This is a genomic window from Streptomyces sp. 1331.2 (genome assembly GCF_900199205.1).
Classification (GTDB): domain Bacteria; phylum Actinomycetota; class Actinomycetes; order Streptomycetales; family Streptomycetaceae; genus Kitasatospora.
This window is the reverse complement of sequence record NZ_OBMJ01000001.1, coordinates 6160616-6178378: the sequence shown is the minus strand read 5'-3', so window position 1 is coordinate 6178378 and position 17763 is coordinate 6160616. Positions and strand designations below refer to the sequence as shown.

Genomic DNA, 17763 nt, shown 5'->3' with positions numbered 1-17763 from the left:
AATTCAGGAAATCAGCGCGCAGCGCCGAAGGTGCTGTGCGGCGAGACCTTGACGACCGGAGCCGGCCCGCCGCCCCAGTCCGCCTCCCGGATCGCCTTCAGCGCGGCCTTGCGCTGCTCGCCGTCGAGGCGGTCGATGAAGATGATGCCGTCCAGGTGGTCGGTCTCGTGCTGGATGCACCGGGCGAGCAGCTGGGTGCCCTCCAACGTCACCGGATCGCCGTACATGTTGAAGCCCTTGGCGACCACGCCGTACGCGCGCCTGGTGTCGTAGCGCAGGCCGGGCAGCGAGAGGCAGCCCTCGGGGCCCTCCTGCTCGTCCTCGCTCAGCGACAGGTCCGGGTTGATCAGGTGCCCGGTGACGCCGTCCACGTGGTACGTGAACACCCGCAGCGAGACACCGAGTTGGGGCGCGGCGAGGCCGGCGCCGGGGGCGGCCGTCATGGTGTCGGTCAGGTCGCGGACCAGGTTGCGCAGTTCCTTGTCGAACACGGTCACCGGCTGGGCGGTGGCCCGCAGGACGGGGTCTCCGAAGAGACGGATCGGCTGGATCGCCACGGGGTACGGGTCCTGTCCGTCGAGGTGTCGGGAGTCGCTCGGGGGCTGCGGGCAACGGCTGTTCGGCCAAGTCTATGCAACGCGCCGACCCCGCCCCCCATGCCCTCGGACCATGCCCCGGCCACACCCCGGAGCATGCCCCGGAGCCTGCCCTCGGACCGACCGAACACCCGCTGGCATATCCCGAGTCCGGCGAGCCGCGTTACCCCGGCCCCCGATTCGGCGTTGGTCAAGAGAGATTGACCGGGGCCGGGCGCACGGGACACCGCGCCCCGGCCGAGCTGAACCGTACGGAAGGTGGCACGTAGGCCATGGCCGAGCAGATCAACCACGACGCCCGGGCGCGGGCGAGCCTGCACCTGCTGGTGCGGGACATCGAGCGGGTGAGGCGCCAGGTCGACGCGCTGCGGACGCTCACCGCCCAGCTGGGCAACGTCTACCGACCGCGGCGCCCCAGCACCTCGGCCGGCTTCGTGGTGTACGGGCGGGCTCCGGCGCCGACCGTGCGACTGGCGCAGGAGTTGCGGGAGAGCGTGGAGACCCTGGTGGCGGCGGCGGTCGAGTTCGACCGCGCGCTGGGCTTCTCCTGGGACTCGGTGGGCTCCGCCCTCGGGGTCACCAAGCAGGCCGTGCACCGCCGCTACGGCATGCGCCGCCCGACCAGCGAACTCCTCGCCGCCAGCGGCGCCGTCCCGGGCCCGAGCCGCCCGGATCGCTCCGAGGACCTCCCCACCACTCCGGCCGGCGGCCTGACCCCCACCGTCCCCGCCGCCCGCCAGGGCGGCCTGGACCGCAGCAGCCTGGACCGCACCCCCATGGAGCGCAGCAGCCTGGACCGCAGCACCTTGGACCGCCCCGCGCTCGACCGCACCCCCGTCGACCGCCCCCAGCCCGACCGCACCACCCCCGTCGACCGCACCGGCATCCCCCTGCGCGGCTGACGGGCACCACCGCACGCACCACCGGCCGTCCGGGGCGGGGTGGCCCACTCACCCCGCCCCACCGGCGCCGCACGCGCCCCTCCCGGCGCCGCACGCCCTCCACGCCCCCACCGGCGCCCGGCGCCGCACGCGCCCCTCCCCGAAGCACGCCCCTCCCCGAAGCCCTCCCGAGACCCCGCCCGCGCCGCTCCCCGGCCCGACCTCAGCCGATGTCCGTCGGATCCACCCGCACCCGCACCGGTTCCGCCGTCCGCAGCGCGATCCGCGCGATCTGCGCCGCCTTGAGCGCCGCCGCCAGCGCCGCCCCCTGCCCGGGCGACACCCGCAGCAGCGCCCGCTCCTGCTCCTCCCCCCGCAGCGCCGGCACCGGCACCGGCCCGAGCACGTCCGCCCCCTCCGGCAGCCGGATCAGCCCCAGCAGGTCGGCGACGGCCGCCGGGCTGCCGCTGACCGACGCCATCCGCGACACCGGCGGGAAGTGCAGCTGCGCCCGCTCGTCCCGCTCCAGCCCGGCGTGCCCCAGCGGGTCCCACCGCACCAGCGCCTGCACCGGTCGGGCGGAGGGCTCGGCGACCACGACCACCGTGCCGCCCTCGGTCGAGGGCCGCACCAGCGCGGCGGCCGCCAGCCAGAGCCGCAGCGCCTCCTCCCCGGCCCGCAGGTCGGGCCGGCTCAGCAGCGCCCACCCGTCCAGCAGCAGCGCGGCCCCGTACCCGGAGCCGCCCTCCACCAGGGGCTCCGCACCCGGTGTGGAGATCACCAGCGAGGGCTCGTCCGGCACGGTGGCCAGCACCGCGTCCCGGCCCGAGGTCCGCACCGGGATCCGCGGGAACGCCTTGCCCAGTTCCTCCGCCGTCCGCCGGGCGCCGACCACCTGGGCCCGCAGCCGGAACGACCCGCACTCGGGGCAGTGCCAGTCGTCCTCCGTCTGCCCGCACCACCCGCAGGTCAGCAGGGCGTCCGCCGAGGGCGCCTCCAGCGGCCCCTCGCAGCGCCGGCACCGCGCCGGGGTCCGGCAGCGCCCGCAGGCCAGCCGGGGTACGTAGCCGCGCCGGGGCACCTGGATCAGCACCGGGTGTCCGGCCGCCAACGCCTCCCGGGCGGCCTCCCAGGCGACGGAGGGCAGCCGGGCGGCCTGCGCCGCCGCGTCCCGGTGCTGGTCCTGGTCGGTGACGGTCCGCACCCTGGGCGCGACCTGCCGCACCGTCTCCCGGTCCGCGACGAGCGGGCGGGCCCAACCGGTGCTGACCAGCTGCGCGCCCTCCACCGTCACCGCGTGCCCGCCCAGCAGCACCGCCGCGCCCTCCTCGGCGGCGCGCAGCAGCGCCACCTCCCGCACGTGCGGGTGCGGGGCGCGCGGGTCGCTGTGGCTGCTGTCCCCGTCGGACCAGACGACGACCAGCCCGAGGTCGCGCACCGGGGCGAACATGGTGGCGCGGGTGCCGATCGCGGCGTGCACCGAGCCCCGGCTCACCGCGAGCCAGCGCTTGTAGCGCTCGCGCGGGCCGAGCTCGGCCTCCAGCGCCACGTGCGTCCCGGGGCCGAGCAGTTCGGTGAGCGCCTGGTCGACCTGGGCGAGCGAGCGCCCGTCCGGCACGACGACCAGCGCCCCGCGCCCGCCTGCCAGCGTCGCCGCCACCGCCCGCGCGATCTCGTACGGCCAGCCGGGCCCGGGCAGCGCCGTCCACACCGCGCGCGGCGAGCCGCCCCCGGCCAGTGCGGCGAGGAAGTCCGGCCCGGCCGGGTAGCGCTGCCAGCCGCCGGGGGCCGGGGCGGCCGGGCGCGGCTGCGGCGGCGGGGAGGGCTCGGCCTCGGCCTTGGCGTGCCGGGGCGGGACGGCCAGCTGGAGCACGTCGGCGAGCGTCCCGGCGTAGCGGTCGGCGACGGTTCGGCAGAGCCGCAGCAGCTGCGGGGTGAGCACCGGCTCGGGAGAGAGCACCTGCGCCAGCGGGGCGAGCGGCCCGGGGAAGTCGCTCTTCTCCAGCCGGGCGACGATGAACCCGTCGTGCAGCTCGCCGCCCTCGCGCTGGCCCTTCACCACGCGCGCGCCGAACCGCACCCGCACCCGCACCCCGGGGCGGGCCTCCTCGGCCATGGCGGCCGGCACCTCGTAGTCGAAGAACTTGTCGATGGTGAGCACGCCCTTGTCCACCACGACCCGGGCCACCGGCAGGTGCTCGGCCCGCTTCGCCCCGCGCCAGCTGCGCGGCTTGGCGCGCTTGACCGTCTCCCGGATGAAGGCCAGCTGCTCCGGCTCCGCGGCCCCGTTCTCCCCTGTGCTGCTCATCGCTCCCAAGTACTACCAGGTCACACCGACAACGCACACACACCGACGACCCACACGGCCGACCCGCCCGCACACGGAAGCGGCGCCCGCCCCGAAGGGACGGGCGCCGCCTCACGACGTCCGGACGTCAGTCCTGCACGGCAGCCTTCAGCTGCTCCACCCGGTCGGTGCGCTCCCAGGTGAAGTCCGGCAGCTCACGGCCGAAGTGGCCGTACGCGGCGGTCTGGGAATAGATCGGCCGCAGCAGGTCCAGGTCGCGGATGATCGCGGCCGGGCGCAGGTCGAAGACCTCGGAGACGGCCTTCTGGATGCTGAGGACCGGCACGGTCTCGGTGCCGAAGGTCTCCACGAAGAGGCCGACCGGCTCGGCCTTGCCGATCGCGTACGCGACCTGCACCTCGGCGCGGCGGGCGAGGCCGGCGGCGACGATGTTCTTCGCCACCCAGCGCATCGCGTACGCGGCCGAGCGGTCCACCTTGGACGGGTCCTTGCCCGAGAAGGCGCCGCCACCGTGGCGGGCCATGCCGCCGTAGGTGTCGATGATGATCTTGCGGCCGGTGAGGCCGGCGTCGCCCATCGGGCCGCCGATCTCGAAGCGGCCGGTCGGGTTGACCAGCAGGCGGTAGCCGTCGGTGGTCAGCTTGATGCCCTGCTCGGCGAGCGCCTTGAGCTCGGGCTCCACCACGAACTCCCGGATGTCCGGGGTGAGCAGCGACTCCAGGTCGATGTCACTGGCGTGCTGGGTGGAGACGACCACGGTGTCGAGGCGGACGGCCTTGTCGCCGTCGTACTCGATGGTGACCTGGGTCTTGCCGTCGGGGCGCAGGTAGGGGATGGTCCCGTTCTTGCGAACCTCGGTCAGCCGGCGCGAGAGGCGGTGGGCCAGCGTGATCGGCAGCGGCATGAGCTCGGGCGTCTCGTCGGACGCGTAGCCGAACATCAGGCCCTGGTCACCGGCGCCCTGCTTGTCCAGGTCGTCGTCGTCACCCTCGACCCGGGCCTCGTACGCGGTGTCGACGCCCTGCGCGATGTCGGGCGACTGGGCACCGATGGACACCGAGACGCCGCAGGAGGCGCCGTCGAAGCCCTTCTTGGAGCTGTCGTAGCCGATCTCCAGGATCTTGTCCCGGACGAGCTGGGCGATCGGCGCGTACGCCTTGGTGGTCACCTCGCCGGCCACGTGCACCTGGCCGGTGGTGATGAGCGTCTCCACGGCGACCCGGGAAGTCGGGTCCTCACGCAGGAGAGCGTCAAGGATGGTGTCGCTGATCTGGTCAGCGATCTTGTCGGGGTGTCCCTCGGTGACGGACTCCGAGGTGAACAGGCGGCGAGACACAGCGCTCCCTGGGGTTGCAGCGGCTGCTGACTGAAGTTCCCCGGGTGGACCGGGAGACTCCGGAAAGACTTGATTCCTGGATTCTAACGGTCTGGTTCCGTCGAACGTCACCCGCTTCTGGAATTCTCGAACGTTCTGAGATCGATTTCGATCAGTTGCCGCCCGTTTCCAGCCGCTTTGCGACGAGGTCCCAGACCACGTCCGCAAGGACCTCCTTCGGGCCGACCGGAACGGCCGTCTCACTGCCGTCCGAGCCCAGGACGACGGCCTCGTTGACGTCCGTGCCGAAGGCCTTGCCGTTGCCCACCTCGTTGACGACGAGCAGGTCACACCCCTTGCGGGCGAGCTTGGCGCGGCCGTTGGCGAGCACGTCGTCGGTCTCCGCAGCGAAACCCACGACCAGTTGACCCGAACGGGGCCGGTGGGCCGACAGCTCGGCCAGGATGTCGGGATTGCGCACCAGTGCGACGGGCGCCGGCTCGATCCCCTCGACCTTCTTGATCTTGCCGGTCGCGTACTCGGCGGGTCGGAAGTCGGCCACGGCGGCGGCCATCACCACCGCGTCCGCGTCCGCGGCGGCCTTGAGCGCCGCCTCGCGCAGCTCCAGCGCGGTCGAGACGTGCACCACGTCCACCCCGGCCGGCTCCGGCAGCTCGGCGTTGGCCGAGAGCAGGGTCACCCGGGCCCCGCGGGCCGCGGCCGTCACCGCGAGCGCATAGCCCTGCTTGCCGGAGGAGCGGTTGCCGAGGAAGCGCACCGGGTCCAGCGGCTCCCGGGTGCCGCCGGCCGAGACCACCACGTGCCGGCCCGCCAGGTCGGTCGCGACCGCCCCGCCGCGGCGCAGCACGGCCCGGCAGGCGTCGAAGATCGCGGCCGGCTCGGGCAGCCGCCCCTTGCCGGTGTCCTTGCCGGTGAGCCGCCCGACGGCCGGCTCCAGCACGATCACGCCCCGGCGGCGCAGCGTGGCGACGTTGTCCCGGGTGGCGGGGTGCTCCCACATCTCGGTGTGCATGGCGGGCGCCACCACGACCGGGCAGCGGGCGGTGAGCAGGGTGTTGGTCAGCAGGTCGTCGGCCAGGCCGTGGGCGGCCTTGGCGATCAGGTCGGCGGTGGCCGGGGCGACCACGACCAGGTCGGCCTGCTGCCCGATCCGCACGTGCGGCACCTCGTGGACGCGCTCCCAGGTCTCGGTGGCGGCCGGGCGGCCGGACAGCGCGGCCCAGGTCGCCTCGCCGACGAAGTGCAGCGCGGCCTCGGTGGGCACCACGGTGACCTGGTGGCCGGACTCGGTGAACCGGCGCAGCAGTTCGCACGCCTTGTAGGCGGCGATCCCGCCGCTCACACCGAGGACCACGCGGGGGGCGTCCGCTGGAGCGCTCATGTACCGACCTTTCTCCGCATCGGGAACCCGCCCACCCTACGGCCCCTCAGCCGCCGCCTGCGCGGTGCCCCACCCCCTACCGGCGGCCACCGACAGCGAGCGGAAACGCCGGAGGGCCCGGCGGAAACGATTCCGCCGGGCCCTCCCGGAAACCACGAAGCTACCGACCGCCTCAGGCGGCCTCGACCGCCTCGGCGGTCAGCATGCCCGCGTTGATCTCGCGCAGCGCGATCGACAGCGGCTTCTCGTGCACGTGGGTGTCGACCAGCGGGCCGACGTACTCCAGCAGACCCTCACCGAGCTGGGAGTAGTACGCGTTGATCTGGCGCGCGCGCTTGGCGGCGTAGATCACGAGGCTGTACTTGGAGTCGGTGGCCTCAAGCAGCTCGTCGATCGGCGGGTTGATGATGCCCTCGGGCGCGGTCATGGAAGAGGACACGCGAAAACCTTCCGAAAGGGTGGAAAAGACAGACAGGTCAGGCTACACCGAGCAAGGCTAGCAGTTCGGCCGCTACCTGCTCGACGGAGGTGTTGACCAGGGTCGTGTCGAACTCGGGCTCGGCAGCGAGCTCGATCTTGGCGGCGGCGAGCCGCTTCTCGATCACGTCCTGCGGCTCGGTGCCCCGGCCGGTCAGCCGGCGGACCAGCTCGTCCCAGCTCGGCGGGGCCAGGAAGACCAGCTGGGCGTCGGACATCGACTCGCGCACCTGCCGGGCGCCCTGGAGGTCGATCTCCAGCAGCACGGGCTCGCCGCGCTCCAGCTTCTCCAGCACGGCCGCACGCGGGGTGCCGTAGCGGTTCCCGGCGAACTCGGCCCACTCCAGCAGTTCGCCGTTGGCGACCAGCTTGTCGAACTCGTCGTTGTCGACGAAGTGGTACTGGACCCCGTTCTTCTCGCCGGGCCTGGGGTGGCGGGTCGTCGCCGACACCGAGAGCCAGACCTCGGGGTGCATCTTCCTCATATGAGCGACGACCGTGCTCTTGCCGACCCCCGAGGGGCCGGAGAGCACGGTCAGCCGCGGACGCTCACTCATGCACCGATTATCCCGGATCGCGGAGCTTCCCGGGACCACCGGGTCACGGTCAGGCGGCACCCCCGCCGAACTCCCGCTCCAGGGAGGCGATCTGGTTGGTGCCGAGGCCCCGGACGCGCCGGCTCTCGCTGATGCCGAGGCGCTCCATGATCTGCTTGGCGCGGACCTTGCCGACACCCGGAAGGGATTCGAGCAGGGCCGAGACCTTCATCTTGCCGATCACGTCGTTGTCGGCCTTGCCGGCCTTGATCACCTCGTGCAGGGAGGCGCCGGAGTGCTTGAGCCGGTTCTTGACCTCGGCGCGCTCCCGGCGAGCCTCGGCGGCCTTGGCGAGCGCGGCGGTGCGCTGTTCAGGGGTAAGGGGCGGAAGAGCCACGCCGTTCACCTCAGGTGTGGATGGAAGGGATTGAGCTAGGACTGGTTCGGTACCGAGGACACCGTCCGCAAGGGGGAACCACAAGGCCCTGACCTGCGGGAGACGCGTGAATCGCGGCTCGCCGATGACCTATCGCCGGACACTACCCGGATTGCGGCGCCACGTCAGGAAAAGAACACGAAAAGTCCTGGTCAGCCAAGGCCGACCAGGACTTTCCCGGGCAAATTGACCGCGATTGCGAGACTTTGACACGGTCGATGTGACGGCGCTCACGTCGACTCCGCGACGGCGCCGCCGTCCTGCGGACACTCCACAGGGTCACCGCGCCGCTACCAGAACCGCGCCTTCCGCAACCGGGCGGACACCTCCCGTCACCCGACGGCGTCCGCCACCCGATCCGCCACGCGATCCGTCACGCGATCCGTCACGCGAGGACGACCGTCACTTGACGGCGTCCGCGAACTCCCCGACGAAGCGGTCCGCCGCCTCCCGCAGGGCCGCCACCGAGGGGCCGTGCTTGAGGACGTCCCGGCTCACGCTCGGCACCACGTTCAGCACCGAGGCGCCGAACACCCGCGGCAGGTCCGCCATGGTCGCGCCCTGGGCGCCGATCCCGGGGGCCAGCAGCGGGCCGTTGATGGCCAGGTCCACGCCCGCGTCGGCCAGCGTCGCGCCGACCACCGCGCCGAAGGAGCCCAGCGGCGCGGCGTCCGCGTTCTCGGCCGCCAGCTGCCGCAGCACCGAGGCCGCGACCGGCTCGCCGTCCGCGCCCACCGCGCGCTGCACCTCGGCGCCCTCCGGGTTGGAGGTGAGCGCCAGCGCGAAGACACCGCAGCCCTGCTCACGGGCCAGGTCCAGGGCCGGGCGCAGCGAGCCGAAGCCCAGGTAGGGGCTGACCGTCACGGCGTCCGAGAACAGCGGGCTGCCGGGCGACAGGAAGGCCTCGGCGTAGGCGGCCATGGTGGAGCCGATGTCGCCGCGCTTGGCGTCCATCAGGACCAGCGCGCCGGCCGCCCGGGCCTCCTCGACGGACTTCTCCAGCACCGCGACGCCCTTGCTGCCGAAGCGCTCGAAGAAGGCGGCCTGCGGCTTGAGCACGGCCACCCGGTCGGCCAGCGCCTCGACCACGGTGCGGCTGAAGGTCTCCAGCCCGGCGAGGTCGTCGCCGAGCCCCCAGGCGGCGAGCAGGGAGGCGTGCGGGTCGATGCCGACGCAGAGCTGGCCGCGGGTGTCGAGGGCCTGGCGCAGCCGGGCGCCGAACGGGGCGAGAGTCATGTCGTCCTTTCCAGAACCGGGGTTTCCGGAGCCGATGGGGGTGGTCACGAGCTGCGCACGGCGCTGCCGACGGCGGAGGCCAGGTCGCGGAAGCCCGCGGCCCGGAGCCGGGCGGAAAGGCCCTTGTGGATCTTCCGGCACCAGAACGGGCCCTCGTAGATGAAGGCGCTGTAGCCCTGGACCAGGTCGGCGCCGTGCACGATCCGCTGCCAGGCGTCCTCGGCGGTCTCGATGCCGCCGACCGAGACCAGGGTGAGCCGGCCCTCGGTACGGGCGCGCAGCCGCTGCATGACCTCCAGCGCGCGGGCCTTGAGCGGGGCGCCGGACAGGCCGCCCATGCCGATCTCCTCGACCCGGGCGGCGTCGGTGCGCAGGCCCTCGCGGCCGATCGTGGTGTTGGTGGCGATGATGCCGTCCAGGCCCAGCTCCAGCGCGAGGTCGGCGACGGCGTCGACGTCCTCGTCGGCCAGGTCGGGGGCGATCTTGACCAGCAGCGGCACGTGGTGCGCGGTGGTGCGGTCGGCGGCCTCGCGCACGGCGGCGAGCAGCGGGCGCAGGTGGTCCACGGCCTGCAGGTTGCGCAGCCCCGGGGTGTTCGGCGAGCTGACGTTGACCACCAGGTAGTCGGCGTACTTCGCCAGCCGCTCGGTGGACTTGACGTAGTCGGCGACGGCGTCGGCCTCCTCGACCACCTTGGTCTTGCCGATGTTGACGCCGATCACCGGGGTGGAGCTGGTGTGCGGGCGGGCGGCGAGCCGGGCGGCGACCCGGGCCGAGCCCTGGTTGTTGAAGCCCATCCGGTTGATCAGCGCGCGGTCCTCGACCAGGCGGAACAGCCGGGGCGTCGGGTTGCCGGGCTGGGGCTCGCCGGTGATGGTGCCGATCTCGACGTAGTCGAAGCCGAGCATGGCCAGGCCGTCGATGCCGACGCCGTTCTTGTCGAAGCCGGCCGCCAGGCCGAACGGGCCGGGCAGGTCCAGGCCGAGGGCGCCGGTGCGCAGGGCGCGGTCGCGCGGGGCGAGCACCAGCCGCACCAGGGTGCGCAGGCCGGGCACCGAGGAGGCGAGCCGGATCCAGAAGAAGGCCAGGTGGTGGGCCTTCTCGGGGTCCATCTTCTTGAAGACCAGGTCGAACAGAAGCTTGTACAAGGGCGGTTCAACTCCCGGAGCGGAGAAACGGATTCGGGCACACGAGTGGGGGGCACCCAACGGTTCCGGTGCCCCCCACTGCGGTGGTGCTACTTGCGGCCGGCGTTGATCAGCTCGGCGTGCTCCTGGAGCGACATCACCCCGACCTCGTCGCGCAGCAGCCGGTCGATGCCCTGGACGGCCGCGCCCATCGCCTGGACGGTGGTCAGGCAGGGCACCGCCCGGGCCACGGCCGCGGTGCGGATCTCGTAGCCGTCGAGGCGGCCGCCGGTGCCGTACGGCGTGTTGATGATGAGGTCGACCTCGCCGTCGTGGATCAGCTGGACGATCGTCTTCTCGCCGTTCGGGCCCTCGCCCTCGCTGTGCTTGCGCACCAGCGTGGACGGGATGCCGCCGCGCTGCAGCACCTCGGCGGTGCCGGCGGTGGCGAGCAGTTCGAAGCCGAGGCCGACCAGCGCGCGGGCCGGGAAGACCAGGTTGCGCTTGTCCCGGTTGGCGACGGAGACGAAGACCTTGCCCTTGGTCGGCAGCGCACCGTAGGCGCCGGTCTGCGCCTTGGCGTAGGCGGTGCCGAAGACCTTGTCGATGCCCATGACCTCACCGGTCGAGCGCATCTCCGGGCCGAGCACGGTGTCCACGCCGCGGCCGTGGATGTCGCGGAAGCGGCTCCACGGCATCACGGCCTCCTTGACGGCGATCGGCGCGTCGGCGGGCAGCGTGCCGCCGTCGCCCTCGGCCGGGAGCAGGCCCTCGGCGCGCAGCTCGGCGACGGTGGCGCCGAGCGAGATCCGGGCGGCGGCCTTGGCCAGCGGCACAGCGGTCGCCTTGGAGGTGAACGGGACGGTCCGGGAGGCGCGCGGGTTGGCCTCCAGGACGTACAGGATGTCGCCGGAGAGGGCGAACTGGATGTTGATCAGACCGCGGACCCCGACGCCGCGCGCGATGGCCTCGGTGGAGGCGCGCAGGCGCTTGATGTCGTGGCCGCCGAGGGTGATCGGGGGCAGCGCGCAGGCGGAGTCGCCGGAGTGGATGCCGGCCTCCTCGATGTGCTCCATGACGCCGCCGAGGTAGAGCTCGGTGCCGTCGTAGAGCGCGTCGACGTCGATCTCCACCGCGTCGTCCAGGAAGCGGTCGATGAGCACCGGGTGCTCGGAGATCAGGCCGGCGTGGCGCTCCAGGTAGGAGGCGAGCGAGGCCTCGTCGTAGACGATCTCCATGCCGCGGCCGCCGAGCACGTAGGACGGGCGGGCGAGCACCGGGTAGCCGATCTCGTCGGCGATCGCCTTGGCCTCCTCGAAGGAGAAGGCGGTGCCGTGCTTGGGGGCGGGCAGGCCGGCGTCGCGCAGGACGCGGCCGAAGGCGCCGCGCTCCTCGGCGAGGTCGATCGCCTCGGGCTGGGTGCCGACGATCGGCACGCCGTTGTCCTTGAGCGCCTGGGCCAGGCCGAGCGGGGTCTGGCCGCCGAGCTGGACGATCACGCCGGCCAGCGGGCCGGCCTGCTGCTCGGCGTGGACGATCTCCAGCACGTCCTCCAGGGTGAGCGGCTCGAAGTAGAGCCGGTCGGAGGTGTCGTAGTCGGTGGAGACGGTCTCCGGGTTGCAGTTGACCATGACGGTCTCGTACCCGGCGTCGGCGAGCGCGAAGGAGGCGTGCACGCAGGAGTAGTCGAACTCGATGCCCTGGCCGATGCGGTTCGGGCCGGAGCCCAGGATGATCACGGCGGGCTTGGAGCGCGGGGCGACCTCGCTCTCCTCGTCGTAGGACGAGTAGAAGTACGGGGTCTTGGCGGCGAACTCGGCGGCGCAGGTGTCGACGGTCTTGAACACCGGGCGGATGCCGAGGGCGTGGCGCACCTCGCGGACGACGTCCGGCTTGAGGCCGCGGATCTCCCCGACCTGCTGGTCGGAGAAGCCGTGCCGCTTGGCGTGGCGCAGCAGCTCGGGGGTGAGCTCGGCGGCGTCGGCCAGCTCGCCGGCGATCTCGTCCAGCAGGAACAGCTGGTCGACGAACCACGGGTCGATCTTGGTGGCCTCGAACACCTCCTCCGGGGTGGCGCCGGCCCGGATCGCGTCCATCACGGTGTTGATCCGGCCGTCGGTCGGCACGACCGCCTTGGCCAGCAGCTCCGCCTTGTCGCCGACGGGGCCGGTCCAGGAGAACTGGGAGCCCTTCTTCTCCAGCGAGCGCAGCGCCTTCTGCAGCGCCTCGGGGAAGTTGCGGCCCAGCGCCATGGCCTCGCCGACGGACTTCATGGTGGTGGTCAGCGTGGCGTCGGCGCTCGGGAACTTCTCGAACGCGAACCGCGGGACCTTGACCACGACGTAGTCGAGGGTCGGCTCGAAGGAGGCCGGGGTCTCCTCGGTGATGTCGTTGGGGATCTCGTCCAGGGTGTAGCCGACGGCCAGCTTGGCGGCGATCTTGGCGATCGGGAAGCCGGTGGCCTTGGAGGCGAGCGCCGAGGAGCGGGACACGCGCGGGTTCATCTCGATGACGATGACCCGGCCGTCCTCGGGGTTGACGGCGAACTGGATGTTGCAGCCGCCGGTGTCGACGCCGACCTCGCGGATGACGGCGATGCCGATGTCGCGCAGGATCTGGTACTCGCGGTCGGTCAGGGTCATCGCCGGGGCGACGGTGATCGAGTCACCGGTGTGCACGCCCATCGGGTCGAAGTTCTCGATGGAGCAGACGACCACGACGTTGTCCTGCTTGTCGCGCATCAGCTCCAGCTCGTACTCCTTCCAGCCGAGGATGGACTCCTCCAGGAGCACCTCGGTGGTCGGCGAGAGGGTCAGGCCCTGGCCGGCGATGCGGCGCAGGTCCTCCTCGTTGTGGGCGAAGCCGGAGCCGGCGCCGCCCATGGTGAAGGAGGGGCGCACGACGACGGGGTAGCCGCCGAGCGTGTCGACGCCGGCCAGCACCTCGTCCATGGTGTGGCAGATGACGGAGCGGGCGGACTCGCCGTAACCGATCTTGGCGTTGACGGCTTCGACGACGCCCTTGAACAGGTCGCGGTCCTCGCCCTTGTTGATCGCCTCGACGTCGGCGCCGATCAGCTCGACGCCGTACTTCTCCAGCGTGCCGGAGGCGTGCAGGGAGATCGCGGTGTTGAGCGCGGTCTGCCCGCCCAGGGTCGGCAGCAGCGCGTCGGGGCGCTCCTTGGCGATGATCTTCTCGACGAACTCCGGGGTGATCGGCTCGACGTAGGTGGCGTCGGCGATCTCCGGGTCGGTCATGATCGTGGCCGGGTTGGAGTTCACCAGCACGACCCGCAGGCCCTCGGCCTTGAGGACCCGGCAGGCCTGCGTACCCGAGTAGTCGAACTCGGCGGCCTGGCCGATGACGATCGGGCCGGAGCCGATGACCAGGACGGACTTGATGTCGGTGCGCTTAGGCACGCTGGCCCTCCATGAGGCTCACGAAACGGTCGAAGAGGTAGGCGGCGTCGTGCGGGCCGGCAGCGGCTTCGGGGTGGTACTGGACGCTGAAGGCGGGGACGTCGAGCGCCTGCAGGCCCTCGACCACGTCGTCGTTCAGGCAGACGTGGGAGACCTGGACCCGCCCGTACGGGGTGTCGCTCACCTTGTCCAGCGGGGCGTTCACGGCGAAGCCGTGGTTGTGCGCGGTCACCTCGACCTTGCCGGTGGTGCGGTCCTGCACCGGCTGGTTGATGCCGCGGTGGCCGTACTTGAGCTTGTAGGTGCCGAAGCCCAGGGCGCGGCCGAGGATCTGGTTGCCGAAGCAGATCCCGAAGAACGGGGTCTTGCGCTCCAGCACGCCCTGCGCCACGGCGACCTGGTGGTCGGCGGTGGCCGGGTCGCCCGGGCCGTTGGAGAAGAAGACGCCGTCCGGGTTGACGGCGTAGACGTCCTCCAGGGTGGAGTTGGCGGGGAGCACGTGCACCTCGATGCCGCGCTCGGCCATCCGCTGCGGGGTCATCGCCTTGATGCCGAGGTCCAGCGCGGCGACGGTGAAGCGCTTCTCACCGATCGCGGGCACCACGTACGGCTCGGTGGTGGCGACCTCGGCGCACAGGTCGGCGCCCTTCATCTCGGGCGCCTGCTGCACCCGGGCGAGCAGCTCGGCCTGGTCGGCCAGCGCCTCGCCGGAGAAGATGCCGCAGCGCATCGCGCCGCGCTCGCGCAGGTGGCGGGTCAGCGCGCGGGTGTCGATGCCGCTGATGCCGACGACGCCCTGGCGGACCAGTTCCTCGTCGAGCGAGCGGCGGGAGCGCCAGTTGGAGGCGACCCGGGCGGGGTCGCGCACGACGTAGCCGGCGACCCAGATCTGCTGGGACTCGTCGTCCTCGTCGTTCCAGCCGGTGTTGCCGATCTGCGGCGCGGTCATCGCGACCACCTGGCGGTGGTACGACGGGTCGGTCAGGGTCTCCTGGTAACCGGACATGCCGGTGTTGAAGACGGCCTCGCCGAAGGTCTCGCCGATCGCGCCGTAGGCCTGGCCGCGGAAGGTCCGGCCGTCCTCCAGGACGAGCACGGCGGGCACACGCTCCCGCCGTTGGCGCTGCGTGGTGGGGGCAGGTGCGGTCATTGCGCGGCCTCTTCCGTCATCTTCGTCTTCGTACGTGTGGCAAGGTGAGCGATCGCCTCGACCCAGGCGGCGTGCTCGTCGGGGTGGTCGGCCCGGAAGCCGGAGTCCAGCTCGGTGCCGATGGGGGTCCCCCGGCCGAAGGCTGGGGGAGCGTCCAGGTGACGACGAGCAGCCCGGACGGGACGACCTTGCCGGCGATCCCGGAGTCCGTACGGGCACCGGTCAGGTGCGCCGCCGGGATCCAGAAGTCGACGTCGCCGGGGCGCCGGACCAGCAGGCCGTCCTCGCCGAGGGTGAGGTCGGCCCTGCTGCGGGTGCCCAGGCCGTGCGCGACGACCCGGTCGAGCCAGTTCCCGGCGGTGGTCGTGCCGTGGTACCGGCCGCTGGTCTCCAGGATGGTCCGCCCGGCGCGCTCCGGCACGGCGGGCAGCGGCGGGATGCCGGACTGGAGGGTGCGCCGCCAGTTCCAGCCCTGGCGCATCAGCCAGTAGACGAGGCCGATGATGATCAGCAGGCCGACGGACCACCCGATGTACCCGGGCCAGTTGGTGACCTTCGCCTGCTCCTTGGCGAGCGTGGCGTAATCCATCACGCGGTGCCGTCCTGCTCGACCGGCTCGCCGGCCAGCACGGTGGCGCGCCCGCGCAGGAAGGTGGCGTGCACCCGTCCGGGCAGGTCAAGGCCCTTGTAGGGGGTGTTGCGGCTGCGGGTGGCGAAGCTGTCCGGGTTCACGGCACCACGGTACGCGGGATCGAACAGCACCAGGTTGGCGGGCTCACCCACCGAGACCGGCCGGCCGTGCCCGGTGAGACGGCCGATCCGGGCCGGGCGGTGCGACATCCGGTCGGCGACGCCCTCCCAGTTCAGCAGGCCGGTCTCGACCATGGTCTGCTGCACGACGGACAGCGCGGTCTCCAGGCCGACCATGCCCATGGCGGCCACGGCCCACTCGCAGTCCTTGTCCTCGGCCGGGTGCGGCGCGTGGTCGGTGGCGACGGCGTCGATGGTGCCGTCGGCGAGCGCGGCGCGCAGCGCCTGGACGTCCTCGGCGGTGCGCAGCGGCGGGTTCACCTTGTACACCGGGTCGTAGGAGCGGACCAGCTCGTCGGTGAGCAGCAGGTGGTGCGGGGTGACCTCGGCGGTCACGTCCCAGCCCTTGGCCTTGGCCCAGCGGATGATCTCGACCGAGCCGGCCGTGGAGACGTGGCAGACGTGCAGCCGGGAGCCGACGTGCGCGGCGAGCAGCACGTCGCGGGCGATGATCGACTCCTCGGCGACGGCCGGCCAGCCGCCGAGCCCGAGCTCGCCGGAGACCTGGCCCTCGTTCATCTGGGCGCCCTCGGTCAGCCGCGGCTCCTGCGCGTGCTGGGCGACGACGCCGTCGAAGGCCTTGACGTACTCCAGGGCGCGGCGCATCAGCACCGCGTCGTCCACGCACTTGCCGTCGTCGGAGAAGACCCGGACGTTCGCGGCGGACTCGTGCATCGCGCCGAGCTCGGCGAGCTTCTTGCCCTCCAGGCCGACGGTGACGGCGCCGACCGGCTGCACGTCGCAGTAGCCGGCCTCCTGGCCGAGCCGCCAGACCTGCTCGACGACGCCGGCGGTGTCGGCCACCGGGGTGGTGTTGGCCATCGCGTGCACGGCGGTGAAGCCGCCCATCGCGGCGGCCCGGGTGCCGGTGAGCACGGTCTCGGCGTCCTCGCGGCCGGGCTCGCGCAGGTGGGTGTGCAGGTCGACCAGGCCGGGCAGCACGAGCAGCCCGGTGGCGTCGATCTCGATGTCCGCCGCGGCCGCCAGGCCGGTGCCGATCTCCTTGATCACACCGTCGGCGAGGAGGAGGTCCTGCGGGGCGCCGCCCAGGATCTGAGCGTTGCGGATCAGGTAGCTGGTCACTGAGCGGTCTCCACGGAGTCGGTGCGGGGGGCGTCGGCGGGGGTGTCGGCGGGGGTGGCTCCGCCGAGCAGCAGGTACAGCACGGCCATCCGCACGGAGACGCCGTTGGCGACCTGCTCGACCGCGGTGCAGCGCGGCGAGTCGGCGACCTCGGCGGTGATCTCCATGCCGCGGACCATCGGACCGGGGTGCATCACGATGGCGTGCTCGGGCAGCTGGGCCAGCCGGAGGCCGTTCATGCCGTAGCGGCGGCTGTACTCGCGCTCGGTCGGGAAGAACGCGGCGTTCATCCGCTCGCGCTGCACCCGGAGCATCATCAGCGCGTCGGTCTTGGGCAGCACGCGGTCCAGGTCGTAGCTGATCTCGCAGGGCCAGTTCTCGATGCCGATCGGCAGCAGCGTCGGCGGGGCGACGAAGGTGACCTGCGCACCGAGGGTGGCCAGCAGGTGCACGTTGGAGCGGGCGACCCGGCTGTGCAGGACGTCGCCGACGATCGTGACCCGGCGGCCCGCGAGGTCGTGGCCGGCGCCGGGGTTGAGGTGGCGACGCATGGTGAAGGCGTCGAGCAGCGCCTGGGTGGGGTGCTCGTGGGTGCCGTCACCGGCGTTGATCACGCTGCCGTGCAGCCAGTCGGACTGGGCGAGGCGGGCCGGCGCGCCGGAGGCGTGGTGGCGGATGACCACCGCGTCGGCGCCCATGGCCTGCAGGGTCAGCGCGGTGTCCTTCAGGCTCTCGCCCTTGGAGACCGAGGAGCCCTTGGCGGAGAAGTTGATGACGTCGGCCGAGAGGCGCTTCTCGGCGACCTCGAAGGAGGTCTTGGTCCGGGTGGAGTCCTCGAAGAAGAGGTTGACGACGGTGCGGCCGCGCAGCGTGGGCAGCTTCTTGACGGCCCGGCCGGAGAGCTGGGCCAGCTCCTCGGCGGTGTCCAGGATCAGCAGCGCGTCGTCGCGGCTGAGATCGGCGGCGGAGACGAGGTGGCGCTTCACG

13 protein-coding genes and 2 pseudogenes are annotated in these 17763 nt (G+C 72.5%); 1 reads left to right on the top strand and 14 read right to left on the bottom strand.

Annotated elements, in window-relative coordinates; genetic code table 11:
* Window positions 1–11: 11 nt before the first annotated feature.
* Entirely contained in the window at window positions 12–557 is a 546-nt protein-coding gene (def, locus tag CRP52_RS26890) for a peptide deformylase (protein WP_097238738.1), read from the bottom strand.
* A 311-nt stretch (window positions 558–868) separates the two neighbouring features.
* Here def and CRP52_RS40885 point away from each other — a divergent pair.
* A pseudogene (locus tag CRP52_RS40885) lies at window positions 869–1214 on the top strand (hypothetical protein); the annotation flags it as partial.
* Window positions 1215–1700: 486 nt separating this feature from the next.
* Here the strand turns inward: CRP52_RS40885 and CRP52_RS26880 are convergent.
* From CRP52_RS26880 to CRP52_RS26820, 13 genes and pseudogenes are all read right to left on the bottom strand, one after another.
* Window positions 1701–3785, bottom strand: a complete 2085-nt coding sequence (locus CRP52_RS26880; protein ID WP_097238737.1) for a primosomal protein N' — start codon at window positions 3783–3785, stop codon at window positions 1701–1703.
* A 127-nt stretch (window positions 3786–3912) separates the two neighbouring features.
* On the bottom strand, window positions 3913–5121 hold the full coding sequence (gene metK, locus CRP52_RS26875) for a methionine adenosyltransferase (RefSeq protein WP_097238736.1): 1209 nt from the start codon (window positions 5119–5121) through the stop codon (window positions 3913–3915).
* A gap of 151 nt (window positions 5122–5272) precedes the next feature.
* Window positions 5273–6502 carry a bifunctional phosphopantothenoylcysteine decarboxylase/phosphopantothenate--cysteine ligase CoaBC gene (gene coaBC / locus CRP52_RS26870; protein ID WP_097238735.1) on the bottom strand — a complete coding sequence of 410 codons (1230 nt, stop codon included), beginning with the start codon at window positions 6500–6502 and terminating at the stop codon, window positions 5273–5275.
* A gap of 172 nt (window positions 6503–6674) precedes the next feature.
* Complete coding sequence (gene rpoZ, locus CRP52_RS26865; RefSeq protein ID WP_030056185.1) at window positions 6675–6941, bottom strand: DNA-directed RNA polymerase subunit omega; 267 nt, start codon at window positions 6939–6941, stop codon at window positions 6675–6677.
* Between the two features lie 37 nt (window positions 6942–6978).
* The gene (gmk, locus tag CRP52_RS26860; RefSeq protein ID WP_097238734.1) at window positions 6979–7536 is read right to left on the bottom strand and encodes a guanylate kinase; all 558 of its coding nucleotides are present in this window, start codon (window positions 7534–7536) and stop codon (window positions 6979–6981) included.
* A 49-nt stretch (window positions 7537–7585) separates the two neighbouring features.
* The gene (gene mihF, locus CRP52_RS26855; RefSeq protein WP_030056187.1) at window positions 7586–7912 is read right to left on the bottom strand and encodes an integration host factor, actinobacterial type; all 327 of its coding nucleotides are present in this window, start codon (window positions 7910–7912) and stop codon (window positions 7586–7588) included.
* A 441-nt stretch (window positions 7913–8353) separates the two neighbouring features.
* Entirely contained in the window at window positions 8354–9187 is an 834-nt protein-coding gene (gene pyrF, locus CRP52_RS26850; protein WP_097238733.1) for an orotidine-5'-phosphate decarboxylase, read from the bottom strand.
* Between the two features lie 44 nt (window positions 9188–9231).
* A complete protein-coding gene (locus CRP52_RS26845; protein ID WP_097238732.1) occupies window positions 9232–10335 on the bottom strand; it encodes a quinone-dependent dihydroorotate dehydrogenase in 1104 nt (367 codons plus the stop codon).
* A gap of 89 nt (window positions 10336–10424) precedes the next feature.
* Complete coding sequence (gene carB / locus CRP52_RS26840) at window positions 10425–13733, bottom strand: carbamoyl-phosphate synthase large subunit (RefSeq protein ID WP_097238731.1); 3309 nt, start codon at window positions 13731–13733, stop codon at window positions 10425–10427.
* Window positions 13726–14883, bottom strand: coding sequence for a glutamine-hydrolyzing carbamoyl-phosphate synthase small subunit (carA, locus tag CRP52_RS26835; RefSeq protein ID WP_097238730.1), 1158 nt, complete (start codon window positions 14881–14883; stop codon window positions 13726–13728). Before carA ends, carB begins: the two co-directional genes overlap by 8 nt.
* A pseudogene (locus CRP52_RS26830) lies at window positions 14880–15472 on the bottom strand (PH-like domain-containing protein). Before CRP52_RS26830 ends, carA begins: the two are co-directional and overlap by 4 nt.
* Window positions 15472–16776 carry a dihydroorotase gene (locus tag CRP52_RS26825; RefSeq protein ID WP_097238729.1) on the bottom strand — a complete coding sequence of 435 codons (1305 nt, stop codon included), beginning with the start codon at window positions 16774–16776 and terminating at the stop codon, window positions 15472–15474. The pseudogene CRP52_RS26830 and the gene CRP52_RS26825 overlap by 1 nt, the downstream one beginning before the upstream one ends.
* Window positions 16773–17762 (bottom strand): aspartate carbamoyltransferase catalytic subunit, encoded by a 990-nt coding sequence (locus CRP52_RS26820; RefSeq protein ID WP_097238728.1) that lies wholly within the window; start codon window positions 17760–17762, stop codon window positions 16773–16775. Before CRP52_RS26820 ends, CRP52_RS26825 begins: the two co-directional genes overlap by 4 nt.
* Between the last annotated feature and the right edge of the window lies 1 nt (window position 17763).

Coding starts and splice junctions, on each gene's coding strand:
- CRP52_RS26880 (WP_097238737.1), bottom strand. CDS start 3,785: ATGAGCAGCACAGGGGAGAACGGGGCCGCGGAGCCGGAGCAGCTGGCC.
- coaBC (WP_097238735.1), bottom strand. CDS start 6,502: ATGAGCGCTCCAGCGGACGCCCCCCGCGTGGTCCTCGGTGTGAGCGGC.
- gmk (WP_097238734.1), bottom strand. CDS start 7,536: ATGAGTGAGCGTCCGCGGCTGACCGTGCTCTCCGGCCCCTCGGGGGTC.
- pyrF (WP_097238733.1), bottom strand. CDS start 9,187: ATGACTCTCGCCCCGTTCGGCGCCCGGCTGCGCCAGGCCCTCGACACC.
- carA (WP_097238730.1), bottom strand. CDS start 14,883: ATGACCGCACCTGCCCCCACCACGCAGCGCCAACGGCGGGAGCGTGTG.